Consider the following 20,688-nt stretch of genomic DNA (forward strand, 5'->3'; position numbering starts at 1 on the left):
GCCATGTTCGACAAGGTCCTGATCGCCAATCGCGGCGCCATAGCCTGCCGCATCATCCGCACCCTGAAGGCCATGGGCGTGAAGTCGGTGGCCGTGTTCAGCGACGCCGACGCCGGCTCGCTGCACGTCTCCCTGGCCGACGAGGCCGTGCGCCTGGGCCCGGCCCCGGCCGCCGAGAGCTATCTGCGCGCCGACCTGGTGCTGGCGGCGGCCAAGGCCACGGGCGCCCAGGCCATCCACCCGGGCTACGGCTTCCTCAGCGAGAACGCCGCGTTCGCCCAGGCGTGCGAAGGCGCCGGGGTCGCCTTCGTCGGTCCCACGCCCGACAACATCCGCGCCTTCGGCCTCAAGCACACGGCGCGGGACCTTGCCCAGGCCCACGGCGTGCCGCTGGCGCCGGGCACCGACCTGCTGGTCGATCCCCAGGCCGCGCGCGAGGCGGCGGAGCGGATCGGCTTCCCCGTGATCCTCAAGGCCACGGCCGGGGGAGGGGGCATCGGCATGCGCGTCTGCGAGAGCGCGGAGGCGGTCGAGGAGGCCTTCGCCGCCGTCCAGCGCCTGGCCACCGGTAATTTCAGCGACGGCGGCGTCTTCTTGGAGCGCTATGTCCGCAAGGCGCGCCATGTCGAGGTGCAGGTGTTCGGCGACGGCGCCGGAAAGGTCGTGGCCCTGGGCGAGCGCGACTGCTCGCTGCAGCGGCGCAACCAGAAGGTCGTCGAGGAGACCCCCGCCCCCGGCCTGCCGGCCGCCACTCGCGCGGCCCTGCTGGACGCCGCCGTGCGCCTGGCCTCGGCGGCGAACTACAAGTCCGCCGGCACGGTCGAGTTCCTGTACGACGCCGATCGCGACGACTTCTTCTTCCTGGAGGTCAATACCCGCCTGCAGGTCGAGCACGGGGTGACCGAGCAGGTCACAGGCGTGGACCTGGTCGAGTGGATGGTGCGCGGCGCGGCCGGCGACTTCGCCTTTCTCGACGCCCCGCCGCCCGAACCCCGAGGCGCGTCGATCCAGGTGCGGCTCTATGCCGAGGATCCGGCGCAGGACTATCGGCCCAGCTCGGGCGTCCTGACCGAGGTCGTGTTCCCGGGCGGCGTCCGGGCCGACGGCTGGGTGGTCGACGGGACCGAGGTCAGCGCCTTCTACGACCCGATGCTGGCCAAGCTGATCGTCACCGCTCCGGACCGCGTGGCGGCGGTGGCGGCGCTGCAGCAGGCGCTGGACGACACTCGCCTTTCGGGCATTGAGACGAATCTGGACTGGCTGCGCGCCGTGGTTCGCAGCGCGCCGTTCGTCAGCGGCGAGGTCTCGACCCGCGCCCTGGAGACCGTGGCCTGGACACCCGACACCGTCCAGGTGCTGAGCGGCGGGCCCGCCACCACCGTCCAGGACTGGCCGGGCCGCCAGGGCTACTGGGACGTCGGCGTGCCGCCCTCGGGACCGATGGACGCCCTGTCGTTCCGGCTGGGCAATCGCCTGCTGGGCAATGGCGCGGACGCCGCCGGCCTGGAGATCACCGCCCTCGGCCCGACGCTGAAGTTCAACCGCGCCGCCGTCGTCTGCCTGACCGGCGCGCGGTTCGACGCTCGTCTGGACGGGGCGCCGGTCGAGCTCTACGCGCCGCTCGCCGTCCAGCCCGGTCAGGTGCTGAAGATCGGCCGGGCGCTGGAGGCGGGCTTGCGCGGCTATCTGCTGTTCCAGGGCGGGCTGGACGTACCGGCCTATCTGGGCAGCCGCTCGACCTTCACCCTGGGCGGTTTCGGCGGCCATGCCGGTCGGAACCTGACGGCTGGCGACGCGCTGCGGTTGGCTGATGGGGACAGGCACATGTGCCTGTCCCCGACCTCGCCCCTGCCGTCTACCCTGCGTCCCGTCCTGGACAAGGCCTGGACGATCCGCGTCCTGCCCGGCCCCCACGGCGCCCCCGACTTCTTCACGCCGGCCGACGTCGCCATGATCGGCGGCACGGACTGGAAGGTTCACTACAACTCCAACCGCACCGGCGTGCGCCTGGTGGGGCCCAAGCCCGAATGGGCGCGGCGCGACGGCGGCGAGGCCGGGCTGCATCCCTCGAACATCCACGACAACGCCTACGCCATCGGGGCGGTCGACTTCACCGGCGACATGCCGATCATCCTGGGTCCGGACGGCCCGTCGCTGGGCGGCTTTGTCTGTCCGTTCGTGATCATCCAGGCCGACCTCTGGAAGGCCGGCCAATTGGCGCCGGGCGACACCGTCCGCTTCGCGGTCGTGAACGACGCGGCGGCGGCTTCCGCTCTTTCCAAACAGGAAGCTTTGCTCGGCGCGGTGAGCCCCCTCAGTCGCTCCGCGACAGCTCCCCCAGAGGGGGAGCATCTGGGCGCCATAGATCCTCCCCCCCTGGGGGAGGTGGCGGCGAAGCCGACGGAGGGGGACAGCCCCATCCTGGCCGAACTCCCCGCCGACGGTCACCGCCCGCACGTCACCTATCGCCGCCAGGGCGACCAGCACCTGCTGGTCGAGTATGGCCCGATCGTGCTGGACCTGGAGCTGCGTCTGCGGATCCACGCCCTGCTGCTCGACCTGCAAGGCCTGGCGCTGCCCGGCGTCATCGACCTGACGCCGGGAATCCGCTCTCTGCAGGTCCACTACGACAGCCGCCGCCTGACCCAGGCGCGGCTGCTGGAGATCCTGATCGCCGTCGAGGATCGGCTGGGCGGGCTGGACGACTTCGAGATCCCCTCTCGCGTCGTCCACCTGCCGCTGAGCTGGAAGGATCCCGCGATCTACCAGACGATCGACAAGTACATGCAGGCCGTCCGCGACGACGCGCCCTGGTGCCCGGACAACATCGAATTCATCCGTCGCGCCAACGGCCTCGACAGCATCGAGGACGTCCGCCGGATCGTGTTCGACGCCCGCTACCTGGTGATGGGCCTGGGCGACGTCTATCTGGGCGCGCCGGTGGCCACCCCCGTCGACCCGCGCCACCGCCTGGTGACCACCAAGTACAACCCGGCCCGCACCTGGACGCCGCCCAACGTCGTCGGGATCGGCGGCGCCTACATGTGCATCTACGGGATGGAGGGGCCGGGCGGCTACCAACTGTTCGGCCGGACGATTCAGGTCTGGAACACCTGGCGGCAGACCGAGGCCTTCACCGACGGCAAGCCCTGGCTGCTGCGCTTCTTCGACCAGATCCGCTTCTTCCCGGTCAGCGCCGAGGAGCTGACCGAATGGCGGCGCGACTTCCCGCTGGGCCGCCGCCGGATCCGCATCGAGGAGGAGACATTCCGCCTCTCGGACTACCGCAGGATGCTGGCCGAGAACGCCGAGGGCATCGCCGCCTTCCAGGCCAACCGCCAGGCCGCGTTCGACGCCGAGCGCGCCGACTGGGAGGCCAGGGGCGAGTTCGCGCGGGTCGAGGCGCTGTCCAGCGTGGCCGACGCCGAGACGGAGACGGAAGCCGTCCAGGTCCCGCCGGGCGCGGATCTGGTCGAGGCGCCGCTGGGCGGCAATGTCTGGAAGGTGCTGGTCGAGCCGGGGCAGCGGGTCGAGGCGGGTGCGGTCATCGCGATCATCGAGGCCATGAAAGCCGAGTGCGACGTCTCCACCCCGGTGGCCGGTGTCGTCAGCGCGGTCTACGCCCAGCCTTCGCAGGCCATCGCCGCGGGCGCGCCCGTCATCGCCGTGACCCCCGACCTGGAGGCCGCCGCGTGAGGTTCGCGCGCCTGAGCGTCGAGGCCATCGCCGCCGTCGTGAACGCCGGCGCCAGCGCGGTCGAGGTCGCCCAGGCGGCCCTGGACGCGATCGCGGAATACGACCTGGTCCAGCCGCAGGTCTGGACGCTACGCCTGCCGGCCGAAGCGGTTCTGGCCCAGGCCCGGGCGGTCGACGCCCGCGTCGCCGCCGGCGAGACCCTGCCGCTGGCCGGCGTTCCGTTCGCGGTGAAGGACAATATCGACGTCGGCGCCTATCCGACCACCGCCGCCTGCCCGGCTTTCGCCTACACGCCGGCGCGCTCGGCGACCGTGGTCGAACGGCTGGTCGCGGCCGGAGCGCTGCTGATCGGCAAGACCAATCTAGACCAGTTCGCCACCGGCCTGGTGGGCGCGCGCAGTCCGTACGGCGCGCCGCGCTGCGTGTTCAACCAGGCGTTCGTCAGCGGCGGCTCGAGCTCCGGATCGGCCGTCGCCGTGGCGGCCGGTCTGGTCGCCTTTGCGCTCGGCACCGACACGGCCGGCTCGGGCCGGGTGCCGGCGGCGTTCAACCACCTGGTCGGCCTCAAGCCCAGCAAGGGCCGCTGGAGCACGCGGGGCCTGGTGCCCGCCTGTCGCTCGCTGGACTGCATCAGCGTCTTCGCCGCCGACCTCGCCGGCGCGGCGCGGGTGGACACGGTGCTGGCCGTCTTCGATCCCGAGGACGACTATTCCCGCCGCGCGCCCGAAACCCCTTCGACCCTGGCCATGGAAGGCCTGCGGTTCGCGATCCCGTTGCCGGAACAGCGCATCTTCTTCGGCGACGGCGAGTCCGAGGCTCTCTATGGCGCGGCCGTCGCGAGACTGAAGGCGGCCGGCGGCGTTCCCGTCGAGGTCGACATCGGCCCGCTGCTGGACGCGGCCAAGCTGCTCTACAGCGGTCCCTGGGTGGCCGAGCGGACCGCCGCGATCGAGCCCCTGCTACGGGCTTCGCCCAGCGCCATCGAGCCGACCGTGCGGGCCATAATCCAGGGTGGTCTGGCCGTCACGGGCGTGGAGGCCTTCCGGGGCCTTTATGCGCTGGAAGGCCACCGCCGGGCCGCCAAGGCGATCTGGGACGTCGCCGACGTCCTGTTCCTGCCCACGACGCCGACCATCTGCACGGTAAAGGCGCTGAAAGCCGAGCCGCTGGCGCTGAACGCCAACCTCGGCCTCTACACCAACTTCGTGAACCTGCTGGACCTTTCCGCCCTGGCCGTTCCGGCCGGCTTCCGCGCCGACGGAACGGGCTTTGGCGTGACGCTGGTCGGCCCCGCCTTCGCCGACCGCGCGCTGCTGGACCTGGCCGCCCGCTACCTGGAGACCTTCCCCATGGCCGACACGCCCCCGCTGGACCTGACGCCCCACAAGCCCGGCGTGAAGCTGGCCGTGGTCGGCGCGCACCTGGCCGGCATGCCGCTGCACTGGCAGCTGACCTCGCGCGAGGCCCGCCTGGTGTCGGCCACAACGACCGCGCCGGCGTACAAGCTCTACGCCATCGCCAATTCGACCCCGCCCAAACCGGCGCTGGTCCATGTCGGCGAAGGCGGCGCGTCGATCGCCGTCGAAGTCTACGAACTGGGTGTGGAGGCTTTCGGCGCCTTCACGGCCGAGGTGCCCGCCCCGCTCGCCATCGGCACGGTGACCCTGGAGGACGGGACCTCCGTCAAGGGCTTCGTCGCCGAGCCCCGCGCCCTGAACGGCGCGACGGACATCACCGAACTGGGCGGCTGGCGGGCCTATATCGCGTCGCTGGCGGGCTAAGGAGCGGGACTTCCAAGCATTTTTCCCCGGAATCGCGGAAAACCTGCTAGGCTTGCGCACGCGCTGAACTCGGCGCCCTTGCACAGCAGACAATCGTCTCGACGTTCCGACCACGCGACAGTCGCCTGGCCGGGTCTCGGCGCGCGCCTGCCCGGACCCGGAAACTACGATGACCCGACACGCCGAAATCACCTGGATCGCCCAGAACGGACGCCACACCACCTACGAGCGGATTTCCCATGTCGGCGGCGATACGCCGGAGCCCTGGTCGCTAACGATCCGCCAGGCGGTCAAGCTGGCCGACGCGGGCCAGCGTCGGTTCTTCGTGCTGCGCGACGGCGTCGAGGTGAAGGTCGAGGCCCTGACCAGCCGCACCGGCGCGCGCTATCTGAAGACGGCCAACGACCGCAACGAGCCCCACGAACTCCTGAAGCTTCCAGCCAATCCTGCGTTCGAGGCGCAACTGGCGGCCAGCGCTCTGGTCGCCTAGCCGCCCAGCCCCGCCAGCGCCTCCGGCCCGACCGCTCCAGGCTTGTCCAGCGGGAAGTCGTAGACGACCGTGGCGCCGTAGCGATGCGGGGCGTGCGGGTCGCGGCGGCGCTTGTCGAAGGCCAGCACGCGGGTGCCCAGCTTGAAGGCCTCCTTGATGTCGTGCGTCACCATCATGATCGTCAGGCCGTTGTCGCGCCAAAGGCCGGTGATCAGCTCGTGCATGTCCAGGCGGACGCCCGGATCCAGGGCCCCGAACGGCTCGTCCAGCAGCAGGATGCGGGGCTTCTTGATCAGGGCCTGGGCGATGGCCAGCCGCTGCTGCATGCCGCCCGACATCTTGGCCGGATAGAGGTCGCCGCTGTCGGCCAGCCCCACGGCGGCCAGCATCGCGTCGGCCTCCTCCAGCGCCTTGCGGCGACGCGCGCCCGTCAGCCTGCCCAGGAGCGGCGAACCGGCGCAGTCCAGGCCGAAGACGACGTTGTCGCGCGCCGACAGATGCGGGAACACCGAGTACTTCTGGAAGACCACCCCGCGGTCGGGTCCCGGCTCGGCCCGCAGCTTCTCGCCGTCGAGGTCGATCGCCCCGCGGGTCGGAGCCTCCTGGCCGATGATCAGCCGCAGGAAGGTGCTCTTGCCCGCGCCGGACGGCCCGACGATCGAGACGAAGCTGCCCGGGGCGATCGACAGGTCGACCCGCTCGAGCACGACCTTGTCGCCGTACTCCACCCACACGTTGCGGAAGGTCAGCAGGCCCATCAGCGCGCCCTCTCCGGATAGGCCCAGGGATAGGCCCGGCGGGCGATCAGCCTCAGCGTCACGTCCATCGCCACCGCCAGGATCGAGATCCAGACGACGTAGGGCAGGATGATGTCCATCGACAGGTACCGGCGGACCAGGAAGATGCGGTAGCCCAGACCGACGTCGGCGGCGATCGCCTCGGCCGAGATCAGGTAGACCCAGGCCGGACATAGCGACAGCCGCAGGGAGTCGATCAGGCGCGGCATGGCCTGGGGCAGCGCCACGCGCAGGGTCAACTGCCAGGTGCTGGAGCCCAGGGTCTGGGCCTTGACCAGCTGTTCCTCGGGGATGGAGCCGACGTGGGCCGCCAGGTCGCGGACCATCACCGGCGTCACCCCGATGACGATCAGGGCGATCTTGGCGGTCTCGCCCAGGCCGAAGACGATGAACAGGACCGGCAGGACCGCGATCGGCGGAATGACGGCGATCGCCGCCACCAGGGGTCCGAACTTGGCGCGCAGCAGCGGCAGCAGGCCAAGGCCCAGTCCCAGGATCAGGCTCAGCGCCGTGGCGATCAGCAGGGCCAGGCCGATGCGTTCCAGGCTGGCCAGGGTGTCGACCACCAGCGGCGCGTGGCCGGTCAGCGGATCGACCCGGGCCATCAGCTGCACGGCCTCGACCATGGCGGTCGGCGTCGGCAGCAGCTTGTCGCGCGGGTTGTCGGCGTGACGGGCCTGCGAGGCCATCAGATAGAGCAGCGCCGCCGCCAGCAGCGGCAGGGCCCCAAGCAGGACCGCGAGTCCGCCCCGGGGTCTGACGTTCAACAGGCGCATGATCGCTGACCGTAAGGTGAAGGACGCGCGTCCCCGCCGGGAGCGGAGACGCGCCGTGTTGGCTAGAGCTTACCGTCGACCGCTTGCTGCACGTAGCTGGGATCGAAGCGCAGCTTGATGTTGTTCGGATCGCCCAGGGTCTTGCCGCCCGGGAAGCTGATGCCGATGTCGTCCACCGACTTCGCGCCCTGGCCGAACAGGCCCATGCTGAAGCTGAACTTGCGTACGCGATCGTTGGCGGTGACCAGATCCGGGCTGACCGTGGCCGCCAAGGCCGCCTTCGGCTCCGCATAGAGGTGGGTGGTCTTCAGCTGCCCCTCGAAGCTGGCGAGATCCGCCCCCGACAGCTTGGCCATCTGTTCACGCGCGGCCTTGCCTTCCGGCGTCTGGGCCACGGTCAGGGCCATGGTCTCGTACCAGATGCCGGTCAGGGCCTTGCCCAGGTTCGGGTTGGCCTTCAGCGCCTCGGTGCTGACCATCAGGCCGTCCAGGATCTCGCCGGGGATCTTCGAGCTGTCAAAGACCTCGGTCGCGCCGGGCATCTTCTTCACCTCGGAAAGCTGCGGGTTCCAGGTGACCAGGGCCTTGGTGTCGGCCGCCCCGAAGGCGGCGACGATGTCGGCGTCGGAGGTGTTGACCGTCTTGACGTCGCTCATCTTCAGGCCGGCCTTCTCGAGCGCGCGGGCCAGCAGGTAGTGCGACACCGAAAGCTCGACGAGATTGACCGGGCGCCCCTTGAGCTCGGCCAGGCTGGTCCCGTTCTTCAGCACCACGCCGTCGTTGCCGTCGGAGTAGTCGCCGATCATCACCACCGTCGTGTCCTTGCCGGCGGCGGCGGGCACGGTCAGGGCGTCCATGTTGGTGGCGGTGACGCCGTCCAGCTTGCCGGCCGAATACTGGTTCAGCGACTCGACGTAGTCGTTGATCTGCACCAGCTCGATCTTGACGCCGTACTTGTCGGCCCATTTCTTGACGATACCCGATTGCTGGGCGTAGGCCCACGGCATCCAGCCGGCATAGATCGTCCAGCCGATCTTGTACTCGCTCTTGGCCGCAGCGGCGCCCGAGGCGGTAGGCGCGGCCTTGTCGCTGGCGGCCTTGGGCCCGCACGACGCCAGCGCCAGACAGGACACGGCCAAGGCCGCCACGAAACGCTTGCGGGTGAACAGGACACTCATCGGCGGCTCCCTCGATTGGCTTGAAGAGAGCGTTTTCCATATTACGAGTTGTCGCAATCGTAATACCGACGACCGGCTACGGCGGCTGTTCCATCGCGGCCTTTCTGCCGAAAAAGCAGGCCAATCCCGCCCGGAGGCGCCGCATCACGCGCCGTTTGGACGTGCGTCCCGTCTTGGGTCGCCAGCCGGGTTTGCCGACGCCGCCAGCCTCGCCACCGTTCGAGCCAGACATGTGAGGGCGCAAGGATGCTGTCCAGATCGATGGCGAATATCTGGTCTTTCCTGCGTGAAGGCCTCACGGCGCGGGGCGGTCGCTACTGGATCACCTGAGCGGCCGCCGGGCTGAAAGGATGTCCTGCCTTCAGCGATGCTCGCCCAGGGCCTTCAGCATGCCCAGGCGCGCCAGTTCGTCCGCGCGTTCGTTGTGCACGTGTCCGGCGTGGCCCTTGACCCAGCGCCAGTCGACCTCGTGGCGCGCCCGGGCGGCGTCGAGACGCTGCCACAGGTCGACGTTCTTGACGGGGCTCTTGTCGGCGGTCTTCCAGCCCTTGGCCTTCCAGCCATGGATCCACTGGGTGACGCCCTTCATCACGTACTGGCTGTCGGTATGCAGTTCGGCCTTGGTGGGTTTGTTCAGGGCTTCCAGGGCCTGGATGGCGGCCATCAGCTCCATGCGATTGTTGGTGGTCGCCAACTCGCCGCCCATGATTTCCTTCTTCTTGTCGCCGTACATCAGCAGGGCGCCCCAACCGCCGGGGCCGGGATTCCCGCGACAGGCGCCGTCGGTATAGATCACCAGTTTCGGGGTCACGCGCCGGTCCCGAACAGGCTGAGGCCCTCGCGGTGCACGGCCAGCTTGCGCTCGTACTCCAGCGGGTCCTTCGGCTTGACCAGGGCCCCGGCCGGGGTGGCGCCCCAGTCGGCCAGGCGGGTCAGGAAGAAGCGCATGGCCGCGCCGCGCGCCAGGATCGGAATGGCGTCGCGCTCGGTGGGGCTCAGCGGTCGGCGGCGTTCATAGCCGGCCACCAGCGCCCGGGCGGCGGTGATGTTGAAGCTGCCGTCGGCCTCGAAGCACCAGGCGTTCAGGGTCACGGCGATGTCGTAGGCGAAGGCGTCGTCGCAGGCGAAGTAGAAGTCGATGGCCGCCGCGAACTTGCCGTCCGGCTTGAAGAACACGTTGTCGGGGAAGTAGTCGGCGTGGATCACGCCCGTGGGCAGGCCGCGCGGCCACGACAGGGCCAGCTCGGCCAGGTCCTTGTCGATCGTGGCGGAGAGGCCCGGCTTGAGGCCGTCGGCGGCCTTGCGGTGCTTGGCGAACAGCGGCGCCCAGTGAGGCTGGCCCAGGTCGTTGGCGCGGCGGGCCGGATAGCCCTCGCCGGCCAGGTGCAGCCAGGCCAGGCCCTCGCCGGCCTCGCGGCAATGAGCCACGGTCGGGCGGCGGGCCGACAGGCCGGGCAGGAACTCGACCAGGGCGGCGGGCTTGCCGCGGATGGTCTTCAGGGTCGCGCCCGCGCGGTCGGCGATCGGCTTGGCGCTGGGATAGCCGCGATCGGCCAGCCAGGTCAGCAGGTCGAGGAAATAGGGCAGGTCTTCGGGCTTGGCCCGCCGCTCGTAGACCGTCAGGATGAACCGGCCGCTCTCGGTCTCCAGCAGGAAGTTGGAATTCTCCACCCCCTCGGCGATGCCCTTGAACGCCACGGCCTGTCCCAGGTCGTAGTCGGCCAGGAAGGCGGCGAGTTCGTCGTCGGTGATGTCGGTATAGACGGCCATGGCGCGGGGATGCGGGACGGGGCGCTGGCGGTCAAGAGCGTCGTCGGTTTTGTGCTAGAATGGCTTTGGAAGGAGACGATCCATGACGGGTGAACCAGACGGCGACAAGCCTGCGGTCTCGACGGGGCAGGGTGAGCCCGCGCCGTCGACTGAGAGGCTTGCGGATGAACGGTTCGCGCGCGGAGAAGCCTTTATGGCCCGCTACAGAAACACCTTCGAAGCGCTTGCGAAGCCGGACAGCGCCGCCGATCTGGAAGTCATCCGCCAGGTCGAACTCGGCGCCGAGATCATGGATGAGTATGGCGAGACATTCAGCGCTCTGGCCAATCCGACCAATTGACCTGACCTCCCGACTCCAACGCCCGTCATCCTCGGACTTGTTCCGAGGATCTCTTGTTCCGCAGGGCTGTCATTCGTGAGCCGAGCAACGTTAGCGCCGCGAGCACCCGGCGGCTTCAGCGAAGCTGAGGCAGGGGTCCTCGGAACAAGTCCGAGGATGACGGGCAATGGGCGTCATCGCTTCAAGTCGTCAGCAGCCGCGGCAGCTTGAAGGTCACCGTCTCGCGCGCCTCGACCAGTTCGTCGACGGTCACGTCGTAGCGGGTGGCGATGGCGTCGATCACGCCCTGGACCAGGTCTTCCGGCGCGGAGGCCCCGGCGGTGAGGCCGACCGTGGTCACGCCCTCGAACCACGACCAGTCGATGCCGCGCGCGTCCTCGATCAGTTGGGCCTCAGCGGCCCCGGCCCGTTTGGCGACCTCCATCAGCCGCACCGAGTTGGACGAGTTCCTCGAGCCGACCACCAGCACCAGCTCGGAGGCCTCGGCCAGCGACTTCACCGCCTCCTGGCGGTTGGTGGTGGCGTAGCAGATGTCTTCCTTGTGCGGGGCGGCGATGCCCGGGAAGCGCTGCTTGAGCAGGTCGACCATCGCGGCCGTGTCGTCGACCGACAGGGTGGTCTGGGTCAGGAAGGCCACGTTGGCCGGGTCGCGGGGGACCCAGGCGCGGGCGTCGTCGATGTCCTCGATCAGGGTGACCACGCCCTCGGGCAGCTGTCCCATGGTGCCGACGACCTCGGGATGGCCGGCATGGCCGATCAACACGATCTCGCGGCCGGCGTCATAGTGCTTCTGGGCCTCGACATGGACCTTGGAGACCAGCGGGCAGGTGGCGTCCAGATAGACCATCTCGCGCGACCTGGCCTCGGCCGGCACCGACTTGGGCACGCCGTGGGCCGAGAACACCACGGGGCGGTCGGCCGGGGCCTCGTGCAGCTCCTCGATGAACACCGCGCCCATCGCCTTCAGGCGGTCGACCACATGGCGGTTGTGGACGATCTCGTGACGCACATAGACCGGCGCGCCGAACTTCTCGATCGTCCGCTCGACGATCTGGATCGCCCGGTCGACGCCGGCGCAGAAGCCGCGCGGGCTGGCCATGACCACGCGGAGCTCGCGGCGGCCGGGGGAGGGGATGGGCGAATGGGCGTTCATGGGCCGAACCTAAGGGTTCCGGGCCATCCGCGCCAGCATCCGGCCGCAACTGCGTGAAATCTGCTGCGCATTGCGACGTCACGCATATGCCTTTATCAGGCTCCATGACGCTGGCGGGAATTCCCGCTCAAGCTTTGCAATCTCGAACCGGACGTTTCATGCGCCGCACTCTCTCCGTCGCCCTCAGCGCCCTTATGGCTCTCTCGATCGCCGCCACGGCGGCGACCGCCCACGCCCAAGCGGGCGGCCGGGGCAGCCAAGACCAGGGCGGCGGCGACGATCAGGTCGCCAAGAAGAAGAAGCGCGATGATGAATGGAACCAGCCCAAGGCTCCGCTGGCCCAACTGCGCAACGCCGGCCCGTGCCCCTATGTGAAGGTGCTGTACGACGCCAGCCGCTATGTCGAGTTCAAGGACGGCAAGGAGTCCGCCGCCCAGACCGCCTATACCGGCGAGATCCAGGGCCTGTCCTCCGGCTGCGCCTACAAGAGCAACGACCCGATCAAGATGCAGGTCCAGATCCTGTTCGAGCTGGGCCGCGGCCCGCAGGCGACGGGCGGCCAGAAGACCTATCGCTATTGGGTCGCGGTGACCGAGCGCAACAAGGACGTCCTGGCCAAGGAATATTTCGACCTGCCGGTGAACTTCCGCGACGGCCAGGACCGCGTCTACGCCACCGAGACCCTGAAGACCATCACCATCCCGCGCGCCGACGAAAAGGTCAGCGGCGGCAATTTCGAGGTCCTGATCGGCTTCGACGTGACCCCGGAAATGGCCGCCTTCAACCGTGACGGCAAGCGCTTCCGCGTCAACGCCGGCCAGACCCAGCAAGCCCAGACCCAACCTGGAAACGTCGCCAAGCCATGAGTGATTTGAAGCGGTCCCTGAGCGAGGCGGCCGCGGCCGCCTTCCAGGCCGCCGGACTGTCTCCCGACTTCGGTCGCGTCACCGCGTCCGACCGGCCCGACCTGGCCGACTTCCAATGCAACGGGGCCCTGGCGGCCGCCAAGAGCGCCAAGCGCAATCCGCGCGAGATCGCCGAGCAGGTCGTCGAGGTCCTGAAGACCGACCCGCGCCTGGCCTCGGTCGAGATCGCCGGCGCCGGCTTCATCAACATGCGCGTCAGCGACGAGGCCCTGTCGGTCCGGGCCCGCGAGATCGCCGCCGACCCGCGCGCCGGGGCCGAGCCTCTGCCCGCGCCGCGCCGGGTGCTGGTCGACTACGCCGGCCCCAACGTCGCCAAGCCGATGCACGTGGGCCACCTGCGCGCCTCGATCATCGGCGAGTCGATCAAGCGCCTGTACCGCTTCCGCGGCGACCAGGTGCTGGGCGACGCCCACTTCGGCGACTGGGGCTTCCAGATGGGCCTGCTGATCGTCTCGGTCGGCGACGAGCGCGGCCTGTTCGACAGTTGGATATCCGAAGCCACGGGCCAGTTCGTCGGCGATGAAGCGAGCGCTCAGGTCCATCTGCAATTGCGCGACCTGGGCCTTGAGGATCTGGACCGCGCCTATCCGCTGGCCGCCGCCCAGGCCAAGACCGATGACGCGTTCCGCGACCGCGCTCGCCGGGCCACGGCCCTGCTGCAGGGCGGAGCCGACGCCTATCGCGCGATCTGGACCCGCTTCGTCGAGGTCAGCCGCGTGGCGCTGGAGCGCGAATTCCATGCACTGGGCGTCGATTTCGACCTGTGGAAGGGCGAGAGCGACGCCAACGACCTAATCCCGGGGATGATCGCCGAGCTGGAGGCCAAGGGCCTGCTGGTCGACGACCAGGGCGCCCGGATCGTCCGCGTCGCCCGTCCGGGCGAGACCAAGAAGAAGAAGCTGCCCGACGGTTCGGTGGTCGAGGTCGAGAGTCCCGACCCGCTGCTGGTGGTGTCGTCGGAAGGCTCGGCCATGTACGGCACGACCGACCTGGCCACGATCCTGGACCGCCGCCAGTCGTTCGATCCGCATCTGGTCCTCTATTGCGTCGACCAGCGCCAGGCCGACCACTTCGAGCAGGTGTTCCGCGCCGCCTACCTGGCCGGTTACGCCGAGCCGGGCGGGCTGGAGCACATCGGCTTCGGCACCATGAACGGGGCCGACGGCAAGCCGTTCAAGACCCGCGCCGGCGGGGTTCTGAAGCTGCACGACCTGATCGAGATGGCGCGCGAGAAGGCCCGCGAACGGCTGCGCGAGGCCGGCCTCGGCGCCGATCTTACGCCCGAGGTCTTCGAGGACATCGCCCACAAGGTGGGGATCGCGGCCCTGAAGTTCGCCGACCTGCAGAACTTCCGCGGCACGTCCTACGTCTTCGATCTCGACCGCTTCACCAGCTTCGAGGGCAAGACCGGGCCCTACCTGCTGTACCAGTCGGTGCGCATCAAGAGCATCCTGCGCAAGGCGACCGAGCAGAACGTCGCCTCCGGCCCGATCGTGGTCGGCGAGCCGGCCGAGCGCGACCTGACCCTGCTGCTGGACGCGTTCGAGGGCGCACTGTCGGAGGCCTACGACAAGAAGGCCCCCAACTTCATCGCCGAGCACGCCTACAAGCTGGCCCAGACCTTCTCGAAGTTCTACGCCGCTTGCCCGATCCTGAGCGCCGACGAGCCGTCCGTCCGGGCCTCGCGCCTGGCCTTGGCGCAGACGACGCTGAAGCAGTTGGAACTGGCGCTGGACCTGCTGGGCATCGAAGCGCCGGAGCGGATGTAGGGCGCGACGGCGCTCTTCGGTTGACTCCGAAAGCGTCGTCGCCCAAACACGCCTCGACCCTCGCGGGAGACATCGGGATTCTGTCCCGAGGCCGAAGGCGCAACCGCCCCGGAAACGCTCAGGCAAAAGGACCGCGCGGGTTTAGGAACGCTGGAAAGAGGCAATCGGGAACGATTGCCCGCCGAAGGAGCAAGGCCCCGTCGCTTTCGAGCGGACATGGCCGGAATCTCTCAGGTCAAAGGGACAGCGGGGGCGAGACCACCTGGCGAAAGCCGGGCGGCGTCGCCGACCCCGATTGGAGCCCAGAGCGTGTCCACTGAAGACCTCAACAAGACCCCGCTGTACGACGCGCATGTCGCGGCCGGCGCGCGCATGGTGCCGTTCGCCGGCTACCACATGCCGGTGCAGTACAAGGACGGGGTGCTGAAGGAGCACCTGTGGACCCGCGAGCATGCGGGCCTGTTCGACGTCTCGCACATGGGCCAGGCCCGGCTGCGCGGCGAGAACCCGGCCAAGAGCTTCGAGAAGCTGGTCTCGGCCGACTATCAGGGCCTCAAGCCCGGCAAGCAGCGCTACGCCGTGCTGCTGAACGAGCAGGGCGGGGTGATCGACGACCTGATGACCGCCCGCCCCGACGACGACGGCCTGTTCATCGTCGTCAACGGCGCCTGCAAGGACAACGACTACGCCATCATCGCCAAGGCACTGGAGGGCGAGGCCACTGTGGAGCGCCTGGAGGACCGCGCGCTGCTGGCCCTGCAGGGCCCCGAGGCCGCCGCCGTGCTGGCCGCCCACGTGCCGGAAGCGGCGAGCATGGTGTTCATGGACACCGCCGCCCTGACCGCCTTCGGGACCGACGCCATCATCTCGCGCTCGGGCTATACCGGCGAGGACGGCTACGAGATTTCCGTACCGGCCGGTGAGGCCGAGCGGATCTGGAACACCCTGCTGGCCGACGAGCGGGTCAAGGCCATCGGCCTGGGCGCCCGCGACAGCCTGCGCCTGGAGGCCGGCCTGCCGCTGTACGGTCACGACATGGACGAGACGGTCTCGCCGATCGAGGCCGGCATGCCGTTCGCCGTCGGCAAGAGCCGCCGCGAGGCCGCCGACTTCCCGGGCGCGGACCGGATCCTCAAGGAACTGGCCGGCGACCTCAAGCGCGTACGCGTGAACCTCAAGGTGCTGGAAGGCGCCCCGGCCCGCGAAGGCGCGGAGATCGCCGATGAGGCGGGTAACGTCGTCGGCAAGGTCACCAGCGGCGGCTTCGGGCCCAGCTTCGGCGGCGCCATCGCCATCGGCTTCGTCCCCCCCGCCCTGGCGGTGGTCGGTTCGACGCTGAAAGTCATCGTCCGAGGCAAGCCGCAGGCGGCCGAGGTCGTGGCCTCGCCGTTCGTCCCGACCCGCTACGTGCGCAAGATCTAGCTCCAGACACAAAGGGCCCAGACCATGAAGTTCACCAAGGACCACGAGTGGGTCGAAGTCGCCGGCGACATCGCCACGGTCGGCATCACCGCCTATGCCGCCGAACAGTTGGGCGACGTGGTGTTCGTCGAGACCCCGGACGTCGGCAAGACCGTCAAGCAGGGCGAAGCCCTGGCGGTGGTCGAGAGCGTCAAGGCCGCCTCCGACGTCTACGCCCCGGTGTCGGGCGAGGTGGTCCAGGCCAACGGCGAGCTTTCCGACAGCCCCGAGACCGTCAACGCCCTGCCGGAAACCGGCGGCTGGTTCGCTAAGATCAAGCTCTCGAACCCCGCCGAGGTCGACGCCCTGATGGACCGCGACGCGTACGAAGCGTTCCTCTCGACCCTTTAGCCTGCCACGAACCTCGTCCTTCGAGGCCCGCTGGGCGGGCGCCCCAGGATGAGGTTCGACTGCGATCTCAGTAGTCCTCATCCTGAGGCGCCGCGAAGCGGCCTCGAAGGACGAGGGCGGTCCAAGAAAGCCACCGTCTCATGCGCTACCTCCCCCTCACACCTCAGGATCGCGCCGACATGCTCGGCGTCATCGGCGCGGAGTCGATCGACGACCTGTTCGTCGACGTGCCCGCCGTCGCCCGTCGCACGGGCGTGGTCGACCTGCCGCTCCACGCCGGCGAGCTGGAGGTCGAGCGCGAGATGCTGGCCTTGTCGCGCCGCAACCGCTCGGCGTCGGAGGGCCCGTTCTTCGTGGGGGCGGGGGCCTATCGCCACCATGTGCCGGCCAGCGTCGACCACATCATCCAGCGCTCGGAATTCCTGACCAGCTACACGCCCTACCAGCCCGAGATCGCCCAGGGCACGCTGCAGGTGCTGTTCGAGTTCCAGACCCAGGTCGCGGCCCTGACCGGCATGGAGGTGGCCAACGCCTCGCTCTATGACGGCTCTACCGCCACGGCCGAGGCGGTGATGATGGCCACGCGGGTCACCCGCCGCAGCAAGGCGGTGCTGTCGGGCGGCGTGCACCCGCACTATGTCGGCACGGTCGAGACCCTGGCCCACGCGGCCGGCGTCGCCACCGAACGACTGGCGCCGGCCATCGACGCCGAGGACGCGGTGATCGCCGCCATCGACGCCGACACCGCCTGCGTGGTCGTCCAGACCCCCAACGTGTTCGGCACGGCCACCGACGTCAGCAAGATCGCCGCCGCCGCCCAGGCCGCCGGCGCCCTGCTGATCGTGGTCACCACCGAGGCGGTCTCGTACGGCCTGCTGAAGTCGCCCGGCGAGATGGGCGCCGACATCGTCGTGGCCGAGGGCCAGTCGATCGGCAATGGCCTGAACTTCGGCGGCCCCTATGTCGGCCTGTTCGCCTGCAAGGAAAAATACGTCCGCCAGGCCCCGGGCCGGCTGTGCGGCGAGACCGTCGACGCCGACGGCCGCCGCGGCTTCGTCCTGACCCTGTCGACCCGCGAGCAGCACATCCGCCGCGACAAGGCCACGTCGAACATCTGCACCAACAGCGGCCTGTGCGCCCTGGCCTTCAGCATCCACATGAGCCTGCTGGGCGAGAAGGGCCTGCGCCGCCTGGCCCTGGTCAACCATCAGAAGGCCGTGAAGCTGCGCGACGCCCTGGCCGCCGTGCCCGGGGTCGAGGTCCTGACGCCGCGCTTCTTCAACGAGTTCGCGATCAAGGTCCCGGCCAACGCCGCCGAACTGACCGAGACCCTCGCCGCCAACGGCGTGATCGCCGGCGTGCCGTTCTCGCGCCTCGACCCGACCGCCGGCTTCGACGACGTCCTGCTGGTGGCCGCCACCGAGACGACGCCGGACAGCGACATCACCTTCTTCGCCAAGGCCCTGACCAAGGTGCTGGACCAATGAGCATGAACACCGTCGGACGGCCCACCCGTCCAGAAGCCCCGCAAGGCGCTGACATCAACGACTACGTCCACCCGACCCTGACCGGGGCCCGCGGCCTGCTGCAGGACGAGGCGCTGATCTTCGAACTGAACGCCTGGGACAAGACCGGCGTCGACCTGCCCGACGCGCCTGCGGCCGACGACCTGGGCGACCTGGTCCGCAAGGCTCCGATCGGCCTGCCGGGCCTGTCGGAGCCCGAAGCCGTGCGCCACTATGTGCGCCTGAGCCAGAAGAACCACGCCATCGACCTGGCGCTCTATCCGCTGGGGTCGTGCACGATGAAGCACAACCCGCGCCTGAACGAGAAGATGGCGCGCCTCCCGGGCTTCTCCGATATCCACCCGCTGCAGCCGCAGTCGACGGTGCAGGGCGCGATCGAGCTGATGGAACGCCTGGCGCACTGGCTGAAGACCCTGACGGGCATGCCGGCCGTGGCCCTGTCGCCGAAAGCCGGCGCCCACGGCGAGCTGTGCGGCCTGCTGGCCATCCGCGCCGCCCACGAGGCCAACGGACAGGGCCACCGCAAGACCGTGCTGGCCCCGACCAGCGCCCACGGCACCAATCCGGCCACGGCGGCCTTCTGCGGCTACACGGTCGTCGAGATCGCCCAGACCGACGACGGCCGGGTCGACCTGGCCGACCTGGAAGCCAAGCTGGGCGACCACGTGGCCGCCATCATGGTCACCAACCCCAACACCTGCGGCCTGTTCGAGCGCGACGTGGTCGAGATCGCCCGCCTGACCCACGCGGCCGGCGCGTACTTCTATTGCGACGGCGCCAACTTCAACGCCATCGTCGGCCGGGTGCGCCCGGGCGACCTGGGCGTCGACGCCATGCACATCAACCTGCACAAGACCTTCTCCACCCCGCACGGCGGCGGCGGTCCGGGCGCTGGGCCGGTGGTGCTGTCGGCGGCCCTGGCCCCGTTCGCGCCGACGCCCTGGGTGGTCAGCCGCGAGTTCGGCTTCAAGCTGGTCGAGGAAGCCGAGGGACCCGCCGCCCAGGCGTTCGGCCGGATGAGCGCCTTCCACGGCCAGATGGGCATGTTCGTGCGCGCCTACGCCTACATGCTCAGCCATGGGGCCGACGGCCTGCGCCAGGTGGCCGAGGACGCCGTCCTCAACGCCAACTACATCAAGGCCCGCCTCGGCGACCTGATGAGCCCGGCCTTCCCGAACGGCCCGTGCATGCACGAGGCGCTGTTCGACGACGCCTGGCTGGAGGGCACGGGGGTGACCACGCTCGACTTCGCCAAGGCGATGATCGACGAGGGCTTCCACCCGATGACCATGTACTTCCCGCTGGTGGTGCACGGGGCGATGCTGATCGAGCCGACCGAGACCGAGAGCAAGCAGGAGCTGGACCGCTTCGTCACGGCGCTCCGCGCCCTGGCCGGTGCTGTCGCCAAGATCAAGAATGGAGGCGGCGATGTCGACCGCTTCAAGGGGGCTCCCTATCACGCGCCGCTCAAGCGGCTGGACGAGACCCAGGCCGCCCGGAAGCCTCGCCTGAGGTGGAAACCTGTGGCCGCCGCGCCACTGGCTGCGGAATAGACGTCACAGTCGGCGAAAGCGACAATAGGGCGCCTTTACGGAAGGGCGGGCCGTTCTCATATCGGTCTCAGTGAGCCGAGGAGGCCGGCCCCCCGCCGGGATCGAACGGACCACGGAACCGTTTCGTCCTGCCATGAACCTCGCTCTCGCCATGCCGCCCGTGCGCTTCTCCGCCGCCGATGAACTCGCCCGCGAGCTTCTCGGGCGGATTTCCCGCGTCGTGCTGGTCACCCTGGGCCTGATCCTGGTGGTGGCCGGGTTCCTGATCGCGCCGCTGCCCGGCCCGCTGGGCGTGCCGCTGACCGTGGCCGGCCTGATGCTGGTGCTGCGCAACTCGTTCCGGGCGCGCAAGCAGTTCGTCCGCTTCCAGCACGCCCATCCCAAGCTGCTGTTCCCGCTGCGCCGCCTGCTGCGCCGCGAGCCGGAGGTGTTTCCGGTGGCCTGGCAGCAGGTGCTGCGCATGGAACGGCTGATCGTCCCGCGCCGCTGGCGCGTGGCCAAGCGCTGGCGCCAGTCGTTCAAGCGCCGATCGCTGCAGCGCCAGTCCGCCAAGCAGGACGCGTGAACTCGGCGGCTGAAACGCTCGCCAGGCTGCCTTCGAGGCTCTACCGCCGCCGTCGCCGCCTGGCCCTCGTCCTGCGGGAAACCGCGGGCCGCGTCGCCCGCTGGGCGGCGCTGGCTTTTGGCGTGCTCGTGCTCCTGGCCGGTGTGGTCCTGACGCCGCTGCCGGGTCACCTGGGCCTGCCGCTGCTGGTCGTCGGCCTGATGATCGTGCTGCGCAACTCGTTCCAGGCCAAGCGCCGCTTCCTGCGTTGGCAGCGCCGCCATCCCAAGCTGATCTTTCCGATCCGCCGCCTGATGCGCCGCGAGCCCGAGATCATGCTGGTGGCCTGGCAGCAGCTGTTGCGGTCCGAGAAGGTGTTCCTGCGCAAGGCCTCCTGGCGGGTGCTGAAGCGCGGCCGCAAGCACCTGAAGCGCCGTTGGCTGAAGAAGCAGCCGGTTTAGGGCCAGCGCCCCCTAGATCCTCCCCCTGTGGGCAGGGCTATCGCATATGACCCAGGAGTGAGAGCAGGAAGGTTTCATCCCAGCCGGCGCGCTTGATCTTGGTCTTGATGGAACCC

18 protein-coding genes and 1 riboswitch are annotated in these 20,688 nt (G+C 69.4%); of the genes, 12 read left to right on the forward strand and 6 right to left on the reverse strand.

Annotated elements, in window-relative coordinates:
* Positions 1-3: 3 nt before the first annotated feature.
* The 3 genes from uca (at position 4) to ASD47_RS12930 (ending at position 5,967) form a co-directional block, all read left to right on the forward strand.
* On the forward strand, positions 4-3,696 hold the full coding sequence (gene uca / locus ASD47_RS12920; RefSeq protein WP_056756912.1) for an urea carboxylase: 3,693 nt from the start codon (positions 4-6) through the stop codon (positions 3,694-3,696).
* Entirely contained in the window at positions 3,693-5,477 is a 1,785-nt protein-coding gene (atzF, locus tag ASD47_RS12925; RefSeq protein WP_056756915.1) for an allophanate hydrolase, read from the forward strand. The genes uca and atzF overlap by 4 nt, the downstream gene beginning before the upstream one ends.
* 169 nt (positions 5,478-5,646) lie before the next feature.
* On the forward strand, positions 5,647-5,967 hold the full coding sequence (locus ASD47_RS12930; RefSeq protein ID WP_056756917.1) for a DUF3892 domain-containing protein: 321 nt from the start codon (positions 5,647-5,649) through the stop codon (positions 5,965-5,967).
* Here ASD47_RS12930 and ASD47_RS12935 read toward each other — a convergent pair.
* The 5 genes from ASD47_RS12935 to thrB form a co-directional block, all read right to left on the reverse strand.
* Positions 5,964-6,725 (reverse strand): ABC transporter ATP-binding protein, encoded by a 762-nt coding sequence (locus ASD47_RS12935; RefSeq protein ID WP_056756920.1) that lies wholly within the window; start codon positions 6,723-6,725, stop codon positions 5,964-5,966. The genes ASD47_RS12930 and ASD47_RS12935 overlap by 4 nt on opposite strands.
* Positions 6,725-7,540, reverse strand: a complete 816-nt coding sequence (locus tag ASD47_RS12940; RefSeq protein WP_056756922.1) for an ABC transporter permease — start codon at positions 7,538-7,540, stop codon at positions 6,725-6,727. Before ASD47_RS12940 ends, ASD47_RS12935 begins: the two co-directional genes overlap by 1 nt.
* A 62-nt stretch (positions 7,541-7,602) precedes the next feature.
* Positions 7,603-8,718, reverse strand: a complete 1,116-nt coding sequence (locus ASD47_RS12945) for a putative urea ABC transporter substrate-binding protein (RefSeq protein ID WP_056756924.1) — start codon at positions 8,716-8,718, stop codon at positions 7,603-7,605.
* Between the two features lie 361 nt (positions 8,719-9,079).
* Entirely contained in the window at positions 9,080-9,529 is a 450-nt protein-coding gene (rnhA, locus tag ASD47_RS12950) for a ribonuclease HI (RefSeq protein ID WP_056756927.1), read from the reverse strand.
* The gene (gene thrB, locus ASD47_RS12955; RefSeq protein WP_056756930.1) at positions 9,526-10,488 is read right to left on the reverse strand and encodes a homoserine kinase; all 963 of its coding nucleotides are present in this window, start codon (positions 10,486-10,488) and stop codon (positions 9,526-9,528) included. The genes rnhA and thrB overlap by 4 nt, the downstream gene beginning before the upstream one ends.
* 82 nt (positions 10,489-10,570) lie before the next feature.
* Here thrB and ASD47_RS26645 point away from each other — a divergent pair, with 82 nt between their 5' ends.
* On the forward strand, positions 10,571-10,828 hold the full coding sequence (locus tag ASD47_RS26645) for a hypothetical protein (RefSeq protein ID WP_156402232.1): 258 nt from the start codon (positions 10,571-10,573) through the stop codon (positions 10,826-10,828).
* A gap of 181 nt (positions 10,829-11,009) precedes the next feature.
* Here the strand turns inward: ASD47_RS26645 and ispH are convergent, their stop codons facing one another.
* Positions 11,010-11,981, reverse strand: a complete 972-nt coding sequence (ispH, locus tag ASD47_RS12960) for a 4-hydroxy-3-methylbut-2-enyl diphosphate reductase (RefSeq protein WP_056756932.1) — start codon at positions 11,979-11,981, stop codon at positions 11,010-11,012.
* Between the two features lie 158 nt (positions 11,982-12,139).
* Between ispH and ASD47_RS26650 the strand changes: the two genes are divergently transcribed.
* From ASD47_RS26650 to ASD47_RS13000, 8 genes are all read left to right on the forward strand, one after another.
* The gene (locus ASD47_RS26650; protein WP_056756936.1) at positions 12,140-12,847 is read left to right on the forward strand and encodes a hypothetical protein; all 708 of its coding nucleotides are present in this window, start codon (positions 12,140-12,142) and stop codon (positions 12,845-12,847) included.
* A complete protein-coding gene (gene argS / locus ASD47_RS12970) occupies positions 12,844-14,676 on the forward strand; it encodes an arginine--tRNA ligase (RefSeq protein ID WP_056756939.1) in 1,833 nt (610 codons plus the stop codon). The genes ASD47_RS26650 and argS overlap by 4 nt, the downstream gene beginning before the upstream one ends.
* A 53-nt stretch (positions 14,677-14,729) precedes the next feature.
* A riboswitch (glycine riboswitch) is annotated at positions 14,730-14,820 on the forward strand.
* A 150-nt stretch (positions 14,821-14,970) separates the two neighbouring features.
* Complete coding sequence (gene gcvT, locus ASD47_RS12975; RefSeq protein ID WP_156402234.1) at positions 14,971-16,098, forward strand: glycine cleavage system aminomethyltransferase GcvT; 1,128 nt, start codon at positions 14,971-14,973, stop codon at positions 16,096-16,098.
* Between the two features lie 24 nt (positions 16,099-16,122).
* Entirely contained in the window at positions 16,123-16,488 is a 366-nt protein-coding gene (gcvH, locus tag ASD47_RS12980; RefSeq protein ID WP_056756944.1) for a glycine cleavage system protein GcvH, read from the forward strand.
* Positions 16,489-16,628: 140 nt separating this feature from the next.
* A complete protein-coding gene (gcvPA, locus tag ASD47_RS12985; protein WP_056756947.1) occupies positions 16,629-17,975 on the forward strand; it encodes an aminomethyl-transferring glycine dehydrogenase subunit GcvPA in 1,347 nt (448 codons plus the stop codon).
* Positions 17,972-19,567, forward strand: coding sequence for an aminomethyl-transferring glycine dehydrogenase subunit GcvPB (gene gcvPB, locus ASD47_RS12990; RefSeq protein ID WP_056756953.1), 1,596 nt, complete (start codon positions 17,972-17,974; stop codon positions 19,565-19,567). The genes gcvPA and gcvPB overlap by 4 nt, the downstream gene beginning before the upstream one ends.
* Positions 19,568-19,700: 133 nt before the next feature.
* Entirely contained in the window at positions 19,701-20,132 is a 432-nt protein-coding gene (locus tag ASD47_RS12995) for a hypothetical protein (protein ID WP_056756956.1), read from the forward strand.
* The gene (locus tag ASD47_RS13000) at positions 20,129-20,572 is read left to right on the forward strand and encodes a hypothetical protein (RefSeq protein WP_056756960.1); all 444 of its coding nucleotides are present in this window, start codon (positions 20,129-20,131) and stop codon (positions 20,570-20,572) included. The genes ASD47_RS12995 and ASD47_RS13000 overlap by 4 nt, the downstream gene beginning before the upstream one ends.
* Positions 20,573-20,688 lie beyond the last annotated feature (116 nt).

The sequence above is a fragment of the Caulobacter sp. Root1472 genome (assembly GCF_001426985.1).
GTDB classification, from domain to species: Bacteria; Pseudomonadota; Alphaproteobacteria; order Caulobacterales; family Caulobacteraceae; genus Caulobacter; species Caulobacter rhizosphaerae.

Coding starts and splice junctions, on each gene's coding strand:
- uca (WP_056756912.1), top strand. CDS start 4: ATGTTCGACAAGGTCCTGATCGCCAATCGCGGCGCCATAGCCTGCCGC.
- ASD47_RS12930 (WP_056756917.1), top strand. CDS start 5,647: ATGACCCGACACGCCGAAATCACCTGGATCGCCCAGAACGGACGCCAC.
- ASD47_RS12935 (WP_056756920.1), bottom strand. CDS start 6,725: ATGGGCCTGCTGACCTTCCGCAACGTGTGGGTGGAGTACGGCGACAAG.
- ASD47_RS12940 (WP_056756922.1), bottom strand. CDS start 7,540: ATGCGCCTGTTGAACGTCAGACCCCGGGGCGGACTCGCGGTCCTGCTT.
- ASD47_RS12945 (WP_056756924.1), bottom strand. CDS start 8,718: ATGAGTGTCCTGTTCACCCGCAAGCGTTTCGTGGCGGCCTTGGCCGTG.
- thrB (WP_056756930.1), bottom strand. CDS start 10,488: ATGGCCGTCTATACCGACATCACCGACGACGAACTCGCCGCCTTCCTG.
- ASD47_RS26645 (WP_156402232.1), top strand. CDS start 10,571: ATGACGGGTGAACCAGACGGCGACAAGCCTGCGGTCTCGACGGGGCAG.
- ispH (WP_056756932.1), bottom strand. CDS start 11,981: ATGAACGCCCATTCGCCCATCCCCTCCCCCGGCCGCCGCGAGCTCCGC.
- ASD47_RS26650 (WP_056756936.1), top strand. CDS start 12,140: ATGCGCCGCACTCTCTCCGTCGCCCTCAGCGCCCTTATGGCTCTCTCG.
- argS (WP_056756939.1), top strand. CDS start 12,844: ATGAGTGATTTGAAGCGGTCCCTGAGCGAGGCGGCCGCGGCCGCCTTC.
- gcvH (WP_056756944.1), top strand. CDS start 16,123: ATGAAGTTCACCAAGGACCACGAGTGGGTCGAAGTCGCCGGCGACATC.
- gcvPA (WP_056756947.1), top strand. CDS start 16,629: ATGCGCTACCTCCCCCTCACACCTCAGGATCGCGCCGACATGCTCGGC.
- gcvPB (WP_056756953.1), top strand. CDS start 17,972: ATGAGCATGAACACCGTCGGACGGCCCACCCGTCCAGAAGCCCCGCAA.
- ASD47_RS12995 (WP_056756956.1), top strand. CDS start 19,701: ATGAACCTCGCTCTCGCCATGCCGCCCGTGCGCTTCTCCGCCGCCGAT.